Raw genomic sequence first — 18665 nt, 5'->3', positions numbered from 1 at the left:
CGACCGACCGACATATCGTCCTGTCCGGTGCCTTGCCCGGCCCGGCGGCAGCGACTAACGTACAACTCGATGGTTGTATATCAGGAGTCCGCCGAACGTGCCGACCGGCTCTTCCATGCCCTGGCCGACGCGACGCGGCGCGAGATCGTGGCCCTCACCCTGACCGGTGAGCACTCGGTCTCGCAGCTCGCCCGGCGGTTCCCGATGAGTTTCGCGGCCGTCCAGAAACACGTGGCGGTGCTGGAGCGCGCCGGGCTGGTCAGCAAGCAACGGCAGGGCCGGGAGCAGCGGGTACGGGGCAACGCGGACGCCCTGCGCGAGGCCCGTCGGCTGCTGGACCAACTGGCGGACGTATGGCGGGGGCGTCTCGACCGGATCAACATGATCCTCGCCGATCCCGATCCCGATCCCGGCTCCGGCTCCGGCTCCGGCTCCGGCTCCGGCTCCGGCTCCGGCTCCGGAAACAGCGAAAACAGTGGGGAGCACGCACATGCCAGTGATCGACATCCAGAAGGACCCTGAAGCCCTCACACTGACGCTCACCGCGCGGTTCGACGCGCCGCCGCCGCGGGTGTGGCAGGTCTGGCAGGACCCCCGCCAGCTCGAGCGGTGGTGGGGCCCGCCGGCCTACCCCGCGACCGTCGTCGACCATGACCTGGCCCCCGGCGGTACGGTCACCTACTTCATGACCGGGCCGGAAGGCGACAAGCACCATGGCTGGTGGCACGTCCTGTCCGTCGACGCCCCGCACCGCCTGGAGTTCACCGACGGCTTCGCCGACGACGCCGGCCGCCCCAACCCCGACATGCCCGTCACGGCCGTCCGTGTACAGCTCACCGCGGACGGCGCGGCGGCCACCGTGATGACGATCGAGAGCGTCTTCCCCACGCTCGCGGTGATGGAGCAACTCGTGTCCATGGGCATGGTCGAGGGCATCTCCGCGGCCGTGGGCCAGATCGACACACTGCTGACCTCGCTCACCGTCTGATCCCACCGTCCGATCTCACCGTCTGACGAGGCCTGCCCCGGCAGCCCCGGCAGCCCCGAGCGTCGGCCAAGCAGCGTAAATCCGCCCGCGACCACCCACGCAGGCCATGATCGGCGTAAGTTTGTCGTTGTGTACGCTTCTGCGACCAAAAAGCGTACACAACGACAAAATCTCCTGGATCATGGCCTGTACGGCTGGCTGTGGAGGGGATCCGCGTTATTTGATGGGCTGTCAGAGGATTTTCCGGTAGCCGCCGACGACGGGGGCCTCCAGCTGCGGAAATGGCTCGCTGGCGCTGGGTACTACGCCGTTGCTCGGGCGCTCCTGGTCAGCCGGCAGTGGTTTCGTGGGGTGGGATCACCGCTGTAGGAAGACGACCTGGTCGGGGCCGAGGGTGCCCGGCTCCTGTAAGAGCTTGTCGAGTGCGCTCACGACAGCGCCTACAAAGGCTCTGTCCTGCGGAAACGCCTTTGTCGAGATCAGGACGATGCCGGCGTGGGAGCGTCCGCCGGCCCGGTACTGGGCGTCCAGCGGCAGAAAATCCCTGACGTTGAGTGTGACGAGCGCACGTCCCTGGCGCGCAGCCTCCGCCAGCACTTGATCATCGGGTAGCGAGACCAGCGCCGGGTCAGCGACGACCGAGGCGACGTCGTGTCCCTTCCCGACGAGCTGGGCGGCTGTCCGCTCCCCGAGCATCTCGTCGAGTAACAGGGGGTGGCTCATCCGGCCAGCAGGTCCTGCTCGCGACGCCAGGCCCGCTCGGCCGCCTGCTCGGCCTCGTCAGCGGCGGCGATCTCGGCATCGACCTCCAGCGGGTAGGCGGCCCAGTACCGCAGCGCCGTGCGGAGCAGCCGCGGCGGCAGGCCCGTGTTGTCCGCGACCAGGGACAACAGCCCCTGCTCGGCCAGCTCCGGTTCGGCCGCCCTGGCGGAGCGGACCGCCCGCACGACCTCCCAGACGTCAGGCCCGCCGACCAGGCCCGCCCGCCGGCCCGCCGGCCCTTCCCGGAAGGTGATGCCGGGATGTTCCGTCGTCCGCAGCCCCTCGTCCACCAGCCGGTTCGCCGCTGACGACAGCGAAAGACCTGGATGGGTGGCCACGTACGCCTGTAGGCGTACCGCGACGGCGGCATCGAACCGCACCGGTGTGGGAGCCTTCCTCGCCATACGACTACAGTGTAGTCGCCATCTTGACAGTCACCAGCCTGACGGCATGCGGGCTCCGCACGGAGATCCGTTTTCCCGACCTGACAACCAGCGACCTGACCGAACGAACCGGTCAGTCAGCGCGGGGGGCGACTCCACAGCCCCGGTCGACTACGGGGCCCAGAGCGTGTCGACGGGCAGGACGTGCAGGCGGTCCTCGAACGTGTACGAGCGTGCTCCCAGGTAGAACACGACACCGGCTGTGAACGCGTCGCCGGTGGTGTCACGGAGTTTGCGAAGCGGGGCGAAGTCCTCACCCGGTACCCGGCCAGCCGCTTTGACCTCGAATGCCACCAGCGCCCCGTCATCGCGTTCGACAACAAGGTCGACTTCGTCGCCGTCACGAGTGCGCCAGTGGCCGGCCCCGCTGACCCAGTCCGCCCAGGACGCCTGCTTGAGCAGCTCGGTGACGACAAACGTCTCCAGGAGATGTCCGAACTCGGTGAGCGTGGTCGGATTACGGGCGGCCAGTTTCCGCGGCGTCAGCCGCAGCAGCCGAGCCGCCACCCCGGAGTCCAGGATGTGGATTTTCGGCGACGCCGTGGACCGTGTGGTAAGCGTGTTCCCCCATGCCGGGAGACGGTAAAGCAGGAACACCGCCTCGAGCAGCCGTAGATAGCTGTACGCGGTCCTCTCGTCGAGACGGACGCTCGACGCGGCCCGAGCGATGTTGAGTACCTGCGCGGTCTGGCCCGCCAGCCGCTCGAACAGGACCGGCAACGAAGCCGCCTGGCGGATCCTGGCAAGCTCCCCCACGTCGCGTTCGAGGCCGAGCCGGACGTAGTCGTCGAGCCAGCGGTTCCGCGAAGCGAGCGAGGCCCGCGCGAGCGCCGACGGGAACCCGCCTGCCGTAACGCTGTCGATGTACTCCTCACGGCTGGTCACCGACGGCCGGGCCGCGGCTACCACGGCGGCCGGGTCTGCGAACAGGTCCTCCAACAGGTGCTCGTGAGCTCCCCGGAGCTCACCCTGTGACAGCGGATATACCGGCAGCCGGTGCAGACGGCCAGTGAGCGCCTGCGCAGCCTGGGGCAACGCCTCGTGACGTGCCGAGCCCGTCAGGACGAAGCGACCGGGCCGGCCGTCACGGTTGAGCTCAGCCTTGATCGCGTCAAGGACAAGCGGGACGTGCTGGTACTCGTCGATACAGACCGGTCGTGGGCCCGCGACAAACGTGCCCGGGTCCCGGGCCACCGCGTCGCGCACGGCCACGTCGTCCAGGTCGACCAGCTCCGCGCCAACCGCGCCGGCGAGGTTTCTGAGCAGGGTCGACTTGCCCACCGACCGGGGGCCCTGAAGAAGGACCACCGGCTCCTCGAGCATCCGACCCGCGACGATGGGAGCAAGCCGCCGTGGCACCAGGCCGCGCAACCGTGCACTCACAGCCGAGATTCTATCTGATCTACGGATCCGTCGGAGGTCGAGCTACGGATCCGCCGAGGGTCGAGCTACGGATCCGTCGGGGCTTGTCGCGCCGAGGCCGAAGGCGCCAGGCGCTGCCGGCCGGCGCGCACGATCGTCCTGCCGTTCCCCGGGCGTAGGCCCTTCCCGCCTGCCGGGAGCCTCCGGACAGACACTTTCCGTGATGGCTTCGACTGCCCAGGCGATCCCTTCGGTAGCATGTATCTATGTAGATGGCATCTACATAGACGGGATTCAGGTGTGACGACGGGTTTTGTCGGACGAGCGGCCGAGCTCGCTCTCCTGCGGAAACGGCTGGACCGGGTCGCCGCCTCGCATTCCGGGGCGGCGCTCGCCATCCGAGGCCGCCGCCAGGTGGGCAAGTCACGCCTCGTGCAGGAGTTCTGCGATCAGGCCGGCGTCCCGTACCTGTTCTTCACCGCCACCAAGGGTGCCTCACCGGTCGAATCGGTGGCCGCCTTGTTCGCGGACCTGAAGGAATCGTCCCTGCCGACCGATCGTGAACTCGTCCCCGCGCGATCCACGGGAAGCTGGCCGGACGCCTTCCGCGTCCTCGCCTCGGTCCTGCCGGACGCGCCGGCGATCATCGTCCTCGACGAGCTCCCCTGGCTCGCCGAACAGGACGACCTGTTCGACGGCGCGCTGCAGACGGCCTGGGACAGGCTGCTCGCCGGACGGCCGGTGCTCCTGCTGCTGCTCGGCAGCGACATCCACATGATGGAACGGCTCACCGCCTACGACCGCCCGTTCTTCGGCCGGGCCGACAACCTCGTCCTCGGCCCCCTCAACCCGCTGGAGACCGCTCACGCTCTCGGCCTGGACGCGGCCGACGCCATCGACGCCCACCTGGTCTCCGGCGGACTGCCTGGCATCCTGCGGAGCTGGCCGCACGGGACCCCGCCGCTGCCCTTCCTGGAACAGGAGTGCGCCGACCCGGCCTCGCCGCTGTTCAGCGTGCCGGAATCCACGCTGATGGCCGAATTCCCCACGCCCGACCAGGCGCGGCGCGTCCTCGAAGCGGTGGGTGCCGGGGAGCGCACCCATGCCAACATCGCCGCGGCGGCGGGCGGCCGGCAGGGTGCTCTGCGTTCGGGGTCGCTGTCGCCGCTGCTGCGCCGGCTTGTCGAGGAGAAGCGGGTGCTCGCCGTCGACGAGCCCCTCTCGACACAGCCCGGCAGGCCCGCGCTGTACCGGATCGCCGACAGCAACCTGCGGCTGTACCTCGGCGTCCTGCGATCCGCCCACGAGCAGGCGCGCCGCGGACGGCCCGAAGCGGCCTTCCGGCTGGTGCAACGCCGCTGGTCGGCATGGCGGGGCAAGGCGGTCGAGCCGCTGGTCCGCCAGTCACTCGAGCTCGCCGCGACCGCGGGCCTACTGCCCTGGCCCGACGTCGAAGCGGTCGGCGGCTGGTGGAACCGCCGGTTCGACCCGGAGGTGGACCTGGTCGGAGCCGACCGGTCGCCCGTCGCGAAGCGCATCCACTTCGCCGGGTCGATCAAATGGCTCGCCAGCCCGTTCGACGACCACGACCTCGCGGAACTCACGCGAAGCGCGGCCGAGATACCCGGTTTCACCCCCGGCGACACAGGACTGATCATCGTGTCCCGCTCCGGCACCAGCCCACGTCTGGATCCGGCCAGGGCGAATCTCGTACAGGACCCGTCCGACCTTCTCTCAGCCTGGCAACCAGCGACCTGACCGGGACGGACCGGTCGTCAGTCAGCGGGGCGGCTCCACGGCCCCGGCCGGCTACGGGGCCCAGAGCGTGTCGACGGGCAGGCGTCCTTTTCTCACGTTCCGGCCGGTGGTGGCGTCGGGGCCGGTTGTCGGGACGGGATGCGGCGGGTGAGGAACAGGGCAGCCAGGGCGATTACGGCGAGTAGCGACAGGGAGGCGCGCAGGCCGGCGATGCGGGCGTCCGCGTTGTCGGTGGTGATTGCCTCGGCGGTGTCCGGCGGGACGCCGGCCTCGTCGAGACGGGTCTTCAGGTCCTGGTCGGACAGGAAGGGTGCGCCTTCGGACAGCCGCACCTCGGCATGCGTGGCCAGGTCCGCCGGCACGGCGGGGTCCTGCTGGACGCCGGTGAGGAACGACGTGGTCAGCGCGGAGACGAGCACCGCGCCGGCCGCCGCGGTGCCGATCGAGGCGCCCAGGTTCGTCACCGTGTTCTGCACCCCGCCGACCTCGCCGCTGCGCTCGTCGGCGACCGCGGACACGGTGACGCTGCCGAGCTGCGACGCGAGCGCGCCCACCCCGAGGCCCGCGAGCAGCATCGGCCACGTAACGATCTCCGGCCCAGCACCGACGTCGAGCGCGGCAATCATGATCGTTATACCGGCGAACAGGGCAAGGAAACCGCTCCGGACGACGCGCCGGGGCGAGGCCCGCGGGAAGGCCCGGGGGATGCCGACGGCGGCCACCAGCAGGGCGACGGACAACGGCAGCAGGCGGACGCCGGTCGCGACCGCCGAGAGCCCGAGTGCCACCGACAGGTACAGCGGCACCACGAAGAAGAGACCCGCCTGGAGCAGGTACTGGAAGAAGAACGAGGTGAGCCCGGCCCGCAGCGTCCGGTCACGCAGCAGCGCCGGGTCGAGCAGCGCGACGGCGTGCCGGGCGAGCCGGTGCTCCTGCCACCGGACGAAGAGCCACAGGATGGCCCCGCCGGCGAGGATCAGCCAGATCACGGGCGAGAGGCCCAGCCAGACGGGTGCGCCGGGCGCCGGCCGGACCAGCCCCCAGCTCCCCGACCGCAGGACGCCGTACACGACAAGAGCCAGGCCGGTCGCGGACAGCGCGGCGCCCACAAGATCGAGACGCCCGCCCGCCGCCGTCGTCGTCGTCGCAGGCGTAGCCGCCATCCCCCGGGTCAGCCACAGGATGACGCCCACCACGAGGACCTCGCCGGCGAAAACCCAGCGCCAGGACAGATAGGTGGTGAACAGGCCGCCGACGAGCGGGCCCGCCGCGACCGCGATCGCGCCGGCGGCGGCGACCAGCCCGTAGGCGCGCGGCCGCTGCCCGGGCGGGAAGTTCGACGCGACGAGGGCGACGACCGCGGGCATGATCAGCGCAGCGCCGACCCCTTCGAGGAACGACCAGCCGAACATGAGGACGGCGAGGTTCCCGGCGACGGATGTCGTCAGCGACCCGCAGCCGTAGACGACACAGCCGAGGGTGAACACGCGCCGATGCCCGAGGATCTGCCCCAGCCTGCCTCCGGTGATCATGAATGCGGCCATCACCAGGGTGTAGAAGGTGATGGCGGTCTGGATTCCGGTCACCGTGGTACCGACGTCCGCGGCCACGGTGGCGATCGACACGTTCATGACCGAGCTGTCCAGGGTCATGAGGAACTGCGCCGCCGCCAGCGTGGGGAGAACGGCCCGGCCGGCCGCGACGGCCCCCGGCCCGGCCTCGGGGAGCCGGTTCCCGGCGGTCCGGCGGCGCGTCATCGTCCGCGCCCGCCCTGACGTCCGGTCATGTCAGGGCTCCCGGTTCCGGCCGCCGCGGCCGGTACCCCGTTTGGCACGCGTTCTGGCCGTGCGGTGGGTGGCCGGTTTCCGCGTCTCGTTGTGCCACATTCCGACGATCGCCCCTCCGGTGAGAACAACGCCAAAACCGATCAGCCAGGAAAGAATCGTGAAAACGACGCCGATGCTCCCGTAGTTCCGCTCGTTCGAGACGATGGACGCGGAAAAGGTCAGCCTGCTCACCACGCCCAGGCCGGTCAGGCCGACCGTCGTGAACGCAGCGGCCGGCCAGGCCTCGCGCCACCCGAGCCGGCCGAGAGTGAGCACTCTGACACCGGCCCAGACAAAGAACAACAGCCCCGCGGTGTTGAGCAGGCCGTAGCCGATCTGACCGGGAATGGTGCCGGTGAGCAGCGCCCCGGCGGCGGTGGTGCCGGCGAGAAAGACAATGAGCCCGCCGAGCCAGCCGACCTGGGCCGGGACGCCGCGAAGCCCGAGCGGCCGGAGCCCGAAAACCCTGACGTAGACGGACTGTACGGTCGTGGCCAGGCTCAGGCCGCCGAGAATCAGCCAGAGCGCGCCCAGTACCGACCAGCCGTTGCGGACCGTCCCGTCCTGTGGCGCGAAAAGCCGTTCGACGGCCTGCGCGGCCTCCTGATTCAGACCCATCCGCCTGATGATCACTTCTGCCGCGCCCCCGGAGCGCAGCGGTGACAACGCGGCCAGCGCGATGATGAACGGGAAGAACATCATCAGAATGAGCGCGGCGAGGTTCATCGCGCCGTTGATCAGATCACCCTGACGCAGCCTGGACGCCAGATCCTCCGCCGCGCCGCCCCGCAGCCGCGCCCGGACGCGCCGGACAGCCGTCGCCATCCGCCCGGACAGCCGCCGCACCCGGTCCGCGGCGGCACCGCCGGCGCCACGGACGCCGCTGGCTCCGCTGGCTCCGCCGGTACCGCCGGCACCGCCGGACGGCCGAGGGGCGCCTTCGGATGGCCGAGGGGTACGCCCCGCACCGCGCGCGCGTCGGCTCCTGGGCATGACCCCCTCCAGACCGCGCGTCCCCACCGCCGGCAGCCGCCGCGATCGTCCGCCAACCGACCAACCGACCGGCCGACCGGCCGACCAACCGGCCGGCCGGGCCGTGCACCTCAGCATCTCGGCACGTGGGCGTCCTCGCACCTCCGGCGCATCCGAAAGCAGCGGAAGGTGCTCCTCGCGGCAAAGGCACCCGATTCCCGGCACGGCACACGGGTGTCGCTGTGACGGTTTGGCCGCCGACCGCAAAATTCGTCGGTCTCAACCGGGTTGACCCGTCATGGACGAGGACGGGAGGCGGTGCGCGTGGCGCGGGCCGAAGCTGGCGGTGGACCCGGACGCCGGGGTGAAACCCTCAGCCCCAGTCCTCCCAGGGAGGTCCGGCCGCGAGCAGGGAGGCCCGCTGCCAAATAAGCAAATACTGAGACCCCCCCCCCCGAGAAGTCGCTGTTCCGGCGGGAACGCTGGGCGTCGTGGCGGCGGTAACGCAACGTCGGGACGTCGAGCAGAACGCCGGTGGCGAGCGCGGAGCCGGCGATCAGGGTCGCGGTGTCCTCGACGCCGCGCAGCGCGGCCCATCCCCCGACGGCGAGAAGCAGGTTCCGCCGCCACATCACCCCTGCCGGATGTACGGGTGGCAGCGTGCGGTCGGGCAGGGCGGACGCCCAGGCGACGGCGAGCGCTCCGCGTGCCAGCGGTCCGGCGGGCACGGCCAGCGGCATGGTGCGCAGGGTCCCGTCAGCGTGCAGGTCGCGGGCGTGGCCGACCGCGTAGCCGGCGTGGGCGTGGGTGGCGAGCGCGCCGCTGAGGGCGGCGAGCGCGCCGGGTTCGAGCTCGTCATCGGCGTCGAGGTTCTGCACCAGCGGCGCGGTGCACGAGCCGAGGGCGATGTTGCGGGTGACCGCGGGGCCTTCCTCGGTGCCGTGCGCGGCGATCCGGACCCGGCCGTCGTCCGCCGCTCCGCAGGCGGCCAGCGCGTCGAGAACCTCCCCGGGAGGCCCGTCGACCTGGACCCGCCACGTCCAGTGGGGATGGTGCTGGCGGTGCAGCGAGTCCCACGCCGCCGGCAGGTATCCGGCGTACTCGGCGTGTGCCGCGGTGACCACATCCACCCACATGTTCGCAATATGTATCAGTCCGAGCCGAATTCGTGTGATAGATATGCCGATGAGATCCAGCGGAGGGGGCACATGGACGTCGCATCGATCAACACGCGACTCGGTCGGGTGGCCTCGGCCGACTCCCGCGAGCTGGACCGGGTCTGCGAGGAGGTCGCCGCCGAACTGATCGACGCGGACGTCGAGCCCCCCTTCCGCGTCCCGTCGGCGGACTTCGCCACCGACCCCTGGCTGATCTGCGCCGACCGGTACTGGCGCCGCCGGCTGCTCCACCAGCCCACCGTCGAGGTCGCGGCCCGCTGCGCCCGCTGGCTACACGACCACACCGACCCGCCCGTCCGCCCGGACATCATCGAGAAGTGGTCGCTGGGCTACGCCTTCATCACCAAGGACACCGTCGAGTCCCGCCACGACCTCACCCTCGCCACCGGCCGGATCGTCGAGACCTTCCAGGGCTCCACCGACATCTGTTACTTCGCCACGCTTTACCACGCCGGCAAGCTGCGCGCGAACTTCTGGTTCGACGAACTCCACCAGTTCCTCGAGTCCTCCCTGCTCGCCGTCGCCGCCGGCCAGCACCGCGACGACCCGCTGTTCACGGGTCTACGCGCGTTCGCCGCCTTCGGCAGCCGCACCATCACCACCAGTCACGCGCTCGAGCTCCTCGACACCGCCTGGAGCGCGGCGCCCCGCTCCCGCGCCGTCGTCGACGTCTGCCTCAACGCCCTGTGGGCCGCCCCGCCGTTCCCCGGCCAGGGCGAACAGCTGCGCCGGCACGCCGCCGAGGCCGTCGCGGAGTACCCCGACGACCACCTCTTCCGGTTCCGCCTCGCCAGCGGACAACGCATGTGCGGCGACTACACCGACGCGCTGGCCACCATCGACACCGCGCTGCGGCTCCTGCCCGCGATCGGCGCCAGGATCAGCCACGAACTGCTCCAGGGACAGTACCTGCGGGAGCGGGCGACGATCCTGGAAGGGCTCGACCGCGCCGCCTGGACCAGCGACCAGCAGACCCGCTGGCTCGACCAGGACACCGCCAACCGGGACCTCCGCCGGACCCTCCAGACCTCCGCCATCCGCGCCGTCGAACTCGTCACCGTCTTCACCGCGGCCATCGCGTTCGCCGTCGGCTCACTCCAGATCACCCTCACCGGCACCCTGCCCCTGCGCGACCGCGCGCTCCTCCTCGTCCTCCTCGGCGCCGGACTCCTGCTGTTCGCCCTCCTGACAGTCGCCGGCACCTGGATCATCACCGGCCGCCACCACCCCGGCCCCCGCACCACCCCACCCGACCCCGGCGGCACCCAGCGTTAGAAGCCGTCTGCCGCTTTCGCCAAATCGGGTCGGCGGACATCGAAGGATGTGAGTTTTAGTGCTGCTGGACAGCACTGGACTCACATCCTTCGGCCTCGGGGACCGCCAGCTTGGGCCGGAGCGCTCCGGCCCACCCGGCTCCGCCGTGACAGGGCCGCCCCGGAAACGCCGGAACGTCAGACCCGTCGCGGTCATGCCCGCGAAACGACCGTGACCATGTTCGCGGAACGACCGTGACCATGACTTCAAACCGACCGCGATCATGGTCGCGGAACGATCGTGATCATGGCGTTAAACTGACCATGACCATGCGTGTGGCCGACCGGAGGAGGGTGGGATGACAGCCGGGCTGCCGGCTGCTGGCCTTTTCCCGAGACATGCCACGGACATCGCGGAACTGGTCCCGCTCCGACGCCGGACCTTCGTCCCGGCGGCACAGGTGCTCGCGATGTTCGCGCACGAGGCGCCACTCGACTCCGACCGGTTCTTCGCCGACCTCGACGGTGTCGTCGATCAGGGGCTCCTGGGTGAGTGAGCGCCCCAAACACCACAGCCGGCGCCTTCAGCTCGCCGGAGGAAAAACCGCCGCGGAACGGGCATCCATTCGATCCATGAGCCTGGCTGGGGCCGGGTCCTGCGGCATGCTTCGCCGTGCGTGTGATCGTGACCTGGCGCCTTGCGCGCCACCTCTACCGTGTCGACCGCCTGTTGCGCCATCGCGGCAACCACCGACGCCTACGCTGCGTGATAGCGTCATCGCGCGGAAGGATGGCGGCGTCCTCGATACCGGCCGCCGGTACACGTTGGCCCCGAGGACCGGCAAGAACCTCGAAACGAAAGCCGGCTCCACGGACACCTCATCTGGGAACTGACTGGTTTGACCGCTTGTGCGCAAACCCTGAGCGGAGTCCGCTTATCCGAAGACATGAGCCTTCTCCTGCTTCAGGGATGACCCCTGGCCATGTGGCGCTCAGGGAGCGCCCGGCTCGTATCCGAGCGGTTTATGCGCTTCCGCGCGTCCTATCCGCTTTGCCGCGACGAAGAAAAAGACCATGAAAATGCCGGGATCCCCGGCGGACAGCAAGTGCCGGCCGTCCCACATGCTCGGTCGGCGACAGTGAGAGGACGGGCTTCGTGAGCCACCCGCAGGAAGACGGCACGATCAACGCGGTCACCGCGGCACAGTTGAGCCGGATCGCCGAAAGCGGCATCTATACCTCGGCCACCTCTCTCGACCCGGCCGCCGTCAACGTCGCACAGGCGCTGATCGCCACGCTGAGCGGCACGGCCGAGAAGGCGCTGCTGACCCCCGACCTCCAGAAGCTGACGGAGCAGGTGCGGCAGGCGGCGAGCGTCGACTTTCCCCGGATCACCGCCACCGACGGAGCACGGCTGTCGGCGCACACGATCAGGCTCAGGACCTCGGAACCCCGACCCGTGGTGATCGTGCCCTCGGGCTGGACGCCCTTCGGCTGGGCCCTGTTCGAGTACGCGTACCTCCAGCTGGCGCTGCGCGGCTACCACGTGCTGGCCTACACCCCGCGTGGAATCGGCTTCACCGGCAGCCCGTTCACCTCCGAGGGCACGATCGATGTGGCCGGGCCCGCGGACTGGGCCGATGGCTCAACCGTCATCGACTACGCCCAGCAGTACTTCGACCCGAGCCGAATCGCCTTCCTGGGCGAATCGTACGGTTCGGGTATCAGCCAGCTGGTCGCGGCGCACGATCCGGCGGGGCGCGTGGACGCGGTCGTGGCCCTGAGCACCTGGGGCGACCTGGCCGCGAGTCTCTACCAGCACGACACCCGGCATCTGGCGGCGGTGACCGCCCTGATCAACTTCACCGGCGGCCCGGTCGAGCAGAAGTTCGACGCTGCCACCCAGCAGATCCTGGCGGATTTCCAGGCCGGCCAGAACCTCGACGACGTGGTGGCGTGGGGCACGGAGCGGGCACCGTCGTCGTATGTCGAGCAGACCAATGCCCGCGGCATTCCCACGTTTTTCTCCCACACCTGGCACGAGACGCTGTTCCCGGGCAACCAGGTCGTCGAGCACTTCGACCGGCTGACCGTGCCGAAGCGGCTGAACCTGTGGATCGGCGACCACGCCGCACCCGAGGGCGCCGGTCTGACCATCCCGTTCAGCGGGCCGAACCTGCCGGTCGACGAGGCATTCGCCTGGCTGGACCACTATGTGGGCGGGCTCGCCAACGACGTACCCGGCTGGTCCCCGGTCAACAGCCAGATCATGTTCACCTACCGGACCAGCACCGATCCGCAGACCGGGAAGGACATCATCACCGAACCGGCCACCCGCGAGCCCAGGGCGTCCTGGGACGATGTCACCACCTCCGCCGAGCGGTGGTACCTGACCGCCACCGAGCCGGGCAGCCGTGACGGCGGTCTGCGCACCGCTCCGGAAACGGGCTGGACGCGGGAGTTCACCGCCGGGCAGCTGACCGAGGCCACCGCGGTGGACGCCATCATCACGACCGGCCAGGCCGAGTGGAATGGCAACCCGAAGAGCTACAACACGGACAAGTTCGACCGCCAGAACCTCGCGGTCTGGGCCAGCGCTCCGATCACGGCAGACAGCCACGGCAACGCGGCCCGCCGGATCCGAGGCATCCCCGAGCTCGCACTGACCGTGCGCAGCTCGGCCCGGTCCACGACCCTGGTGGCCTACCTGTTCGACGTCAGCTCTGACAACACGGCCCGCATCATCACGCACGAGCCCTACACACTCACCGACCTGGCTCCCGGGCAGGACCGCTACATCATCTGGAGGCTGCAGGCCGCCGGCTACGACCTGGCCCCGGGCCACCGGCTGATACTGGCCGTCACCAGCAAGGACCCGCTCTACTCGGACGCGAGCGTCGACGGCAGCACCACGACGATCAGCTCGCCCGACGACAGTCCCGCATACCTGACGTTGCCCCTGGGCTGACCCAGCAGCACCGCGGGCCCCTACCTGGACGAGTCGCACAGACTGATCGACCGGCTGCCCGAATCGCAGCGGCTCGGTTGACGCCCGCTGTCATCGCGATCGCTGAAAGACTTGGAACAGATGCCATAGCAACCCTTGATCGACACTTTTCCGTCGTGCGCCGGTGCCGGCGCCTCGGACGGCTAAATGATCATATAGTTGGTAGCCATGGCCCTTTATATGCAGATTGCTGATGATTTAGCTCGTCGTGTGCGGTCCGGGGAGTTGGCGGCGGGTGAGGAGTTGCCCGGCGTGCGGGAGTACGCCCGGACTCTGGGAACGACGTCGTCGACGGTGGTGCGGGCCTACCGCTATCTGGCGGATGCCGGAGTGATCACCATGGCGGACCGGCGGCGGGCGCGGGTCGCCGGTGAGGGTGCGATCGCCGCGGCGCGCCTGTTGGAGCCAGAGAGGGTGTTCCGGCTGGCGGGCAGCGATGACCCGGCGCTGGGTGTCCTGCTTGACCGGCTCGGCGCGGCGGTCGTGCCGGTAGGGGCGCGGGGGAGTTTCCAGGGGCTGCGAGCGGTCGCGCGTGGCGAGGCCGATGGCGCGGTGATCCACCTGCGCCATCGGGATGGCGTGTACAACGAGGCGTTCGCGCGGGCGGTGCTGGGTCGCGACAAGCCGCGTCTTCTGCATCTGTGGCGGCGTGAGCAGGGGCTGATCGTCCCGGCGGGCAACCCACGGGGCCTGGCGTCCGCCGCCCAGCTCGGTGGTCTGCGGGTGGCCAGGCGTGAGTTGGGCGCGGGTACTCGGCTGCTGCTCGAACAGCTTCTACTCACCGACGGGGTCGCGCCGCACGAGATTGCCGGGCCCGAACTGCATTCGCATATGGAGATCGCGTTTGCCGTTGCCACGGGTATCGCCGATGTCGGTCTGGGGGTGCGGGCCGGGCTGGCGGATCTGGGGCTCGACTTCGTCCCGCTGCTGTGGGAGCCCTACGAGATCGCTCTTGGCCATGGCGCGTTGGGGGCGGTCCGACCGCTGATCGCCACACTTCGGGATCCGCTGTTCCAGCGATCTGTCGCAGATCTGGATGGCTATGACCTTCAGCACACTGCCACCGTCCGGCCGCTGGTCTCGGCCAATCGCTGAGCCGGTAATCCTTGCGATTGCTGGTTCGCTCAGTAGTAGCACAGACCGAAACTAATGATCAGTATATAGGGCACCCGCCAGGAAAAACAGTCTGCATCTGCGGGACCGCGTGTTGTCTGATCCCACCTGTGAATACTGAGACCAGTACAGCGCCAGCCGAAACCCCTGCCGAGACATCTATCGCCTCGGGGCGGCGGCCGTGGCTGACACCAGGTGTCGGAGGGATTGGGACGGCGAGCTTCCTCGCCGATGTCGGGCATGAGGTGCCGACCTCGCTGATGGCGAGCTTTGTCACCACGACCCTGGGCGCGCCGGCCGCGGCACTGGGCGCGATCGAAGGAGTGTCGGAAGGGCTGGCCGGGGCGGGCAGGTTCGTCGGCGGCGCGCTGGCGGACGATCCCGGCCGGCGGCGCGCGGTCGCGGTCGGCGGCTACACCACCACGGCGGTGTTCTCCGCACTGATCGGGGCGACCACCTCCGTAGCCCAGGCGGGGATGTTGCGGGCTGGCGCCTGGGCGGCCCGCGGACTGCGGGTACCGGCCCGCAACGCGCTGCTCGCCGACGTGGTGCCCGCCGTCGCCTACGGCCGAGCCTACGGGTTTGAACGGACCATGGACAACCTCGGCGCGATCATCGGCCCCTTGCTGGCGCTCGGCCTGGTGTCGCTGGTCAGCGTGCGCACCGCCATGCTGATCTCGCTCGTTCCCGGTCTGCTGGCGGCGCTCGCGATCGTCTACGCGATCCGGCAGGCAAAGCTGCCACGGGCCACCGAGCGGCGCCGGTTGCGGTTCCAGATCCGGCCGGTGCTGCGCGGGCAGCTCGGCCGAGTGCTGGCGGGGTTCACCGCCTTCGAGGTCGGCAACGTGGCGGGCACCCTGCTGATCCTGCGCGCCACCGATCTCCTGGCCGCCGGCCACGGCACGGACGCGGCCACCCGGATCGGGATCGCGCTGTACATCGCCTACAACATCGCCGCAACGGCCGCGTCCTTTCCCGCGGGCGGGCTGTCCGACCGGATCGGCCGTCACGGCCCGCTCCTGGTCACCGCCGTCGGAGTAGCGACGTTCCTGGTCTCCTACCTGCTGTTCGCGGTCGCCGGACCGGTGATCTGGCTGCTCGGCGTGGCCTTCGTGCTCGCCGGAATCGGGATCGGCTGCGCGGAGACCGCCGAACACGCGGCCGTCGCGGCCCTCGCGCCCGACGAGATCCGAGGATCGGCGTTCGGGCTGCTCGCCACCGTCCAAGCGGTCGGGAACCTCGCCGCGAACGTCGTCGCCGGCCTCCTGTACACCCTCGCCTCGCCCACCCTCGCCTTCAGCTATCTCGCGGCCTGGATGGTGCTCACGCTCGCCCTTCTCCTGTCGGTGACAGTGGCGCCGAGCGCCAGAAAAACAGCCTGATGCCCGCCATACACGGCCCCTCACCTCGCCGGAACCACGCAAGCCCCTCCGAGCCCCACCCGGCTCCGCCGTGGCAGGGCCGCTCCGGAAACGCCGGGACGTCAGACCGGTCACGGCCATGCCCGCGGAACGACCGCGATCATGCTCGCGGAACGACCGTGACCATGGCTTCAAACTGACCGCGGGCATGTGTTTGGGCCGGCCGGAGGAGGGCGGGATGGCAGTCGGGCAGCCGAGTCCTGACCTCTTCCCGAGGCATGCCACGGACCTTGTGTCGGCGGCGCTTGGAGACATCCGGGTGGTCGTCGGCGGCGCGCGGTAGGTCGGCAGGTCGGCAGGAGCACGCTCGCCCAGATCGTTCTACCCACCAAGATCGCAAGATGGGATGAGACAGGAGATGCCCACCCTGACAGGGCCACAAGGTCGTACGCCAGTGGATCTGGCGAGTCGGCCGCTGCCCGCGGCCGTATCCTGTGATCTGTGAGCATCTTGCGGGACGAGCTGCATAGATTGATTGACCGGCTGCCTGAATCGCAGGTGGCGCCGATCCTGGCTCTCGTGCGCGAGAGCACCCCGACCGAGGACGGCGGCGACGAGTGGCCGCTGCCAGACTTCGTGGGCGCGCTGTCCAGCGGCAAGGGCGACCTCGCGGCCCGCTCCGGCGAGATCCTGCGTGCGGAGATGGGACGCGAACCCGAGTGATCATCTGGGACACCGGCCCACTCGTCGCCGCCATCGACGCCGACGACAAAGATCACGCCCGGTGCGTCGCGCTCATGCGACGTACGCCCCGCCCGTTACTCGTTCCCTACCCCGTGCTCACCGAGGTCTGTTACCTGCTGGAGCGGGAGAAGGGTACCCATGCCGAAGCCGCGTTCCTGCGCTCTATCGGTACCGGACAGATCACCCTGATCCCGCTGGCAAAGACGGACATCGATCGGATTGTTGAACTGATCGAGAAATACGCGGACTTCCCTCTCGGCTCGGTTGACGCCGCTGTCATCGCGATCGCTGAAAGACTTGGAACAGATGCCATAGCAACCCTTGATCGACGGCACTTCTCCGTCGTGCGCCCCAGAAGCCCCGTCACGCTCCTACCGTAGCCGCGAGCCCCTCCCCTTCTCAGCGAACGAACGCTACGACCTTCACCTGATCGGGATCGAGAGGAGGGACTACCGATGACAACGATGAGATGGGACGACGTCAAACGCCAGGCCAAGCAGGCACGTGTCGCCGCCGGCCACCCGGTACCGCCTGCGCTGGGTGCCTGCTACAGGAGTGCGTCGAGTTCGTCAGGACGCAGTCCCGCCTGGCGGAGAACCGCTGCGAGCGTGCCACGCTTGATTGTGCTGTGGAGCGGCACGGTCACCCCGCGCCCGTTGTCCAGGTTGCGCATCACAACGTGGCTTCCCCTGCTCCGGACCTGCGTGAACCCGGCGTGCTCGAGCGCCTTGACCAGTCGCGCGCCGGACAGGACAGAAAGGCCGCTCAAGCCACACGCACCTGCACCGCGGTGGTCAGAGGGTGGACGTCAAGTGCGGCTCGATCCGCTGGCGTCGCGTCTTCGAGGTAGAGCTCGGCGGCTTCGCGAATGTTCGCCAGTGCCTCCTCCACGGTGTCGCCCTGGCTGATCACGCCCGGCAGCTCCACAATCTGGACGACATACCCACCGTCCAGGTCTGGCGTCAGTACCGCTGTGAGCAGTCTCGTCTCAGCCACGCAACGAGCGTACAGCGCCACGTGACGTCGATCCGCCAGAACGATCATTCCGGCAGGGCTCCCTGTCCGCCGCTGTCTACCGGTCCAGGTCCGGGCTGGCTTTCCTGCCGCTGTGTTCGGTGGCGGTTGACGGAGCTGATGTCAGGCGACGATGTAGCTCGAGTCGCCGAACTCGGCGGTGAGCTTCAACCGTCCGCCGAGAGCCTCGACGTAGGCGCGCAGGACCGACACCGACACCACATCCAGCTTTCCGCGTTCCACATCGGAGATGCGGGGACCGGATACGCTCATGGTTTCAGCGACCTCGCGTTGGGTCAGGGCGCGGCTGCGTCGGACCTCGGCCAGCCGGTAGGCGTGGATCTCGTCGTCGAGACGGCGCTGCCCGGCCTCACGGTCGGCGTCGGTCCGTACCGGGTGGCCGGCGGCGACACGTGCCTGCTCGGCCTGGTGTTTGACGTCGTCCCATCTCATCGTTGTCATCGGTAGTCCCTCCTCTCGATCTCGGTCAGATGAAGGTCGTAGCGTTCGTCCGCCGCGGGTATCGCGGTCTCATACCAGTGCTGCCAGTTGCCGGACTTGTCTCCGGCCACCAGCAGCACCGCACGGCGGACCGGGTCGAAGGCGAACAGGATTCGGATCTCGCTCGTGCCTGCCGAGCCAGGCCGTAGCTCTTTCATGTTGTGACGACGTGAGCCCTTGATCCGGTCGACCAGGGGCCGGCCGAGGGTCGGGCCTGCCCGTGGTACCTGTCATGCCGGTGCGACGTAGTGTCTCTCCGTCATCGGCAGTGACCTGCCGGGCGTAGGCGTCGAACTCCTCGATCGACGCGAACGACCGCAAGCGTCCCGCTGCCTCCACGAGCACTGTGTCGAGCCAGGCAGGTGGATCAACAAGTTCGACAT

At 69.4% G+C, this 18665-nt stretch carries 19 protein-coding genes and 1 pseudogene; 10 read left to right on the top strand and 10 right to left on the bottom strand.

Annotated elements, in window-relative coordinates; translation table 11 throughout:
* Positions 1-69 precede the first annotated feature (69 nt).
* The gene (locus NBX02_RS06625; RefSeq protein WP_250290470.1) at positions 70-522 is read left to right on the top strand and encodes an ArsR/SmtB family transcription factor; all 453 of its coding nucleotides are present in this window, start codon (positions 70-72) and stop codon (positions 520-522) included.
* Positions 491-988: an SRPBCC family protein gene (locus tag NBX02_RS06620; protein WP_250282505.1), complete on the top strand. Its 498-nt coding sequence runs from the start codon at positions 491-493 to the stop codon at positions 986-988. Before NBX02_RS06625 ends, NBX02_RS06620 begins: the two co-directional genes overlap by 32 nt.
* Before the next feature lie 357 nt (positions 989-1345).
* On the opposite strand, the gene NBX02_RS06615 is transcribed toward NBX02_RS06620, so the two are convergent.
* The 3 genes from NBX02_RS06615 to NBX02_RS06605 all read right to left on the bottom strand — a co-directional run bounded on the left by NBX02_RS06615 (position 1346) and on the right by NBX02_RS06605 (position 3576).
* Positions 1346-1711: a DUF5615 family PIN-like protein gene (locus NBX02_RS06615; protein ID WP_250282504.1), complete on the bottom strand. Its 366-nt coding sequence runs from the start codon at positions 1709-1711 to the stop codon at positions 1346-1348.
* Positions 1708-2154, bottom strand: a complete 447-nt coding sequence (locus NBX02_RS06610) for a hypothetical protein (protein WP_250290468.1) — start codon at positions 2152-2154, stop codon at positions 1708-1710. The genes NBX02_RS06615 and NBX02_RS06610 overlap by 4 nt, the downstream gene beginning before the upstream one ends.
* A gap of 150 nt (positions 2155-2304) precedes the next feature.
* Entirely contained in the window at positions 2305-3576 is a 1272-nt protein-coding gene (locus NBX02_RS06605; RefSeq protein ID WP_250282500.1) for an ATP-binding protein, read from the bottom strand.
* A 279-nt stretch (positions 3577-3855) separates the two neighbouring features.
* Here NBX02_RS06605 and NBX02_RS06600 point away from each other — a divergent pair, with 279 nt between their 5' ends.
* Positions 3856-5313 (top strand): ATP-binding protein, encoded by a 1458-nt coding sequence (locus NBX02_RS06600; protein ID WP_250290465.1) that lies wholly within the window; start codon positions 3856-3858, stop codon positions 5311-5313.
* A gap of 92 nt (positions 5314-5405) precedes the next feature.
* Here NBX02_RS06600 and NBX02_RS06595 read toward each other — a convergent pair whose 3' ends face one another.
* From NBX02_RS06595 to NBX02_RS06585, 3 genes are all read right to left on the bottom strand, one after another.
* Positions 5406-7070 (bottom strand): MFS transporter, encoded by a 1665-nt coding sequence (locus tag NBX02_RS06595; RefSeq protein WP_250290462.1) that lies wholly within the window; start codon positions 7068-7070, stop codon positions 5406-5408.
* 30 nt (positions 7071-7100) lie between these two features.
* Positions 7101-7964, bottom strand: a complete 864-nt coding sequence (locus tag NBX02_RS06590) for a YihY/virulence factor BrkB family protein (protein WP_250285189.1) — start codon at positions 7962-7964, stop codon at positions 7101-7103.
* 443 nt (positions 7965-8407) lie between these two features.
* Positions 8408-9247: a glycosyltransferase gene (locus NBX02_RS06585; protein ID WP_250290460.1), complete on the bottom strand. Its 840-nt coding sequence runs from the start codon at positions 9245-9247 to the stop codon at positions 8408-8410.
* 72 nt (positions 9248-9319) lie between these two features.
* Between NBX02_RS06585 and NBX02_RS06580 the strand changes: the two genes are divergently transcribed.
* The 7 genes from NBX02_RS06580 to NBX02_RS06550 all read left to right on the top strand — a co-directional run bounded on the left by NBX02_RS06580 (position 9320) and on the right by NBX02_RS06550 (position 17147).
* The gene (locus NBX02_RS06580; protein ID WP_250290458.1) at positions 9320-10564 is read left to right on the top strand and encodes a hypothetical protein; all 1245 of its coding nucleotides are present in this window, start codon (positions 9320-9322) and stop codon (positions 10562-10564) included.
* A gap of 337 nt (positions 10565-10901) precedes the next feature.
* Positions 10902-11099: a hypothetical protein gene (locus NBX02_RS06575; protein WP_235433839.1), complete on the top strand. Its 198-nt coding sequence runs from the start codon at positions 10902-10904 to the stop codon at positions 11097-11099.
* A 599-nt stretch (positions 11100-11698) separates the two neighbouring features.
* On the top strand, positions 11699-13510 hold the full coding sequence (locus NBX02_RS06570; protein ID WP_250285192.1) for an alpha/beta fold hydrolase: 1812 nt from the start codon (positions 11699-11701) through the stop codon (positions 13508-13510).
* Positions 13511-13717: 207 nt separating this feature from the next.
* Complete coding sequence (locus NBX02_RS06565; protein WP_250290477.1) at positions 13718-14644, top strand: substrate-binding domain-containing protein; 927 nt, start codon at positions 13718-13720, stop codon at positions 14642-14644.
* Positions 14645-14922: 278 nt separating this feature from the next.
* Positions 14923-16044 carry an MFS transporter gene (locus NBX02_RS06560; protein ID WP_250285193.1) on the top strand — a complete coding sequence of 374 codons (1122 nt, stop codon included), beginning with the start codon at positions 14923-14925 and terminating at the stop codon, positions 16042-16044.
* A 480-nt stretch (positions 16045-16524) separates the two neighbouring features.
* Positions 16525-16746, top strand: coding sequence for a hypothetical protein (locus NBX02_RS06555; protein WP_047221661.1), 222 nt, complete (start codon positions 16525-16527; stop codon positions 16744-16746).
* Complete coding sequence (locus tag NBX02_RS06550; protein ID WP_047221660.1) at positions 16743-17147, top strand: type II toxin-antitoxin system VapC family toxin; 405 nt, start codon at positions 16743-16745, stop codon at positions 17145-17147. Before NBX02_RS06555 ends, NBX02_RS06550 begins: the two co-directional genes overlap by 4 nt.
* 167 nt (positions 17148-17314) lie before the next feature.
* On the opposite strand, the gene NBX02_RS06545 is transcribed toward NBX02_RS06550, so the two are convergent.
* The 4 genes and pseudogenes from NBX02_RS06545 to NBX02_RS06530 all read right to left on the bottom strand — a co-directional run.
* Positions 17315-17536, bottom strand: a complete 222-nt coding sequence (locus NBX02_RS06545; RefSeq protein ID WP_250290456.1) for a type II toxin-antitoxin system HicA family toxin — start codon at positions 17534-17536, stop codon at positions 17315-17317.
* Positions 17533-17811, bottom strand: a complete 279-nt coding sequence (locus tag NBX02_RS06540; protein ID WP_250285195.1) for a type II toxin-antitoxin system HicB family antitoxin — start codon at positions 17809-17811, stop codon at positions 17533-17535. Before NBX02_RS06540 ends, NBX02_RS06545 begins: the two co-directional genes overlap by 4 nt.
* 93 nt (positions 17812-17904) lie before the next feature.
* A complete protein-coding gene (locus NBX02_RS06535) occupies positions 17905-18243 on the bottom strand; it encodes an XRE family transcriptional regulator (protein ID WP_250285196.1) in 339 nt (112 codons plus the stop codon).
* Positions 18240-18497: pseudogene (locus tag NBX02_RS06530) on the bottom strand (type II toxin-antitoxin system RelE/ParE family toxin); the annotation flags it as partial. The gene NBX02_RS06535 and the pseudogene NBX02_RS06530, both read right to left, overlap by 4 nt.
* Positions 18498-18665 lie beyond the last annotated feature (168 nt).

Source organism: Protofrankia sp. CiP1_Cm_nod1 (assembly GCF_920888515.1).
In the GTDB taxonomy this organism is placed as follows: domain Bacteria; phylum Actinomycetota; class Actinomycetes; order Frankiales; family Frankiaceae; genus Protofrankia.
This window is presented reverse-complemented; position numbering and strand designations above follow the sequence as displayed.

Excerpts from the sequence above, each read along its gene's own strand:
- NBX02_RS06615 (WP_250282504.1), bottom strand. The coding sequence starts at position 1,711 with ATGAGCCACCCCCTGTTACTCGACGAGATGCTCGGGGAGCGGACAGCC.
- NBX02_RS06535 (WP_250285196.1), bottom strand. The coding sequence starts at position 18,243 with ATGACAACGATGAGATGGGACGACGTCAAACACCAGGCCGAGCAGGCA.
- NBX02_RS06610 (WP_250290468.1), bottom strand. The coding sequence starts at position 2,154 with ATGGCGAGGAAGGCTCCCACACCGGTGCGGTTCGATGCCGCCGTCGCG.
- NBX02_RS06625 (WP_250290470.1), top strand. The coding sequence starts at position 70 with ATGGTTGTATATCAGGAGTCCGCCGAACGTGCCGACCGGCTCTTCCAT.
- NBX02_RS06565 (WP_250290477.1), top strand. The coding sequence starts at position 13,718 with ATGGCCCTTTATATGCAGATTGCTGATGATTTAGCTCGTCGTGTGCGG.
- NBX02_RS06540 (WP_250285195.1), bottom strand. The coding sequence starts at position 17,811 with ATGATCGTTCTGGCGGATCGACGTCACGTGGCGCTGTACGCTCGTTGC.
- NBX02_RS06585 (WP_250290460.1), bottom strand. The coding sequence starts at position 9,247 with ATGTGGGTGGATGTGGTCACCGCGGCACACGCCGAGTACGCCGGATAC.
- NBX02_RS06580 (WP_250290458.1), top strand. The coding sequence starts at position 9,320 with ATGGACGTCGCATCGATCAACACGCGACTCGGTCGGGTGGCCTCGGCC.
- NBX02_RS06560 (WP_250285193.1), top strand. The coding sequence starts at position 14,923 with ATGGCGAGCTTTGTCACCACGACCCTGGGCGCGCCGGCCGCGGCACTG.
- NBX02_RS06620 (WP_250282505.1), top strand. The coding sequence starts at position 491 with ATGCCAGTGATCGACATCCAGAAGGACCCTGAAGCCCTCACACTGACG.
- NBX02_RS06590 (WP_250285189.1), bottom strand. The coding sequence starts at position 7,964 with ATGGCGACGGCTGTCCGGCGCGTCCGGGCGCGGCTGCGGGGCGGCGCG.
- NBX02_RS06595 (WP_250290462.1), bottom strand. The coding sequence starts at position 7,070 with ATGACGCGCCGCCGGACCGCCGGGAACCGGCTCCCCGAGGCCGGGCCG.
- NBX02_RS06575 (WP_235433839.1), top strand. The coding sequence starts at position 10,902 with ATGACAGCCGGGCTGCCGGCTGCTGGCCTTTTCCCGAGACATGCCACG.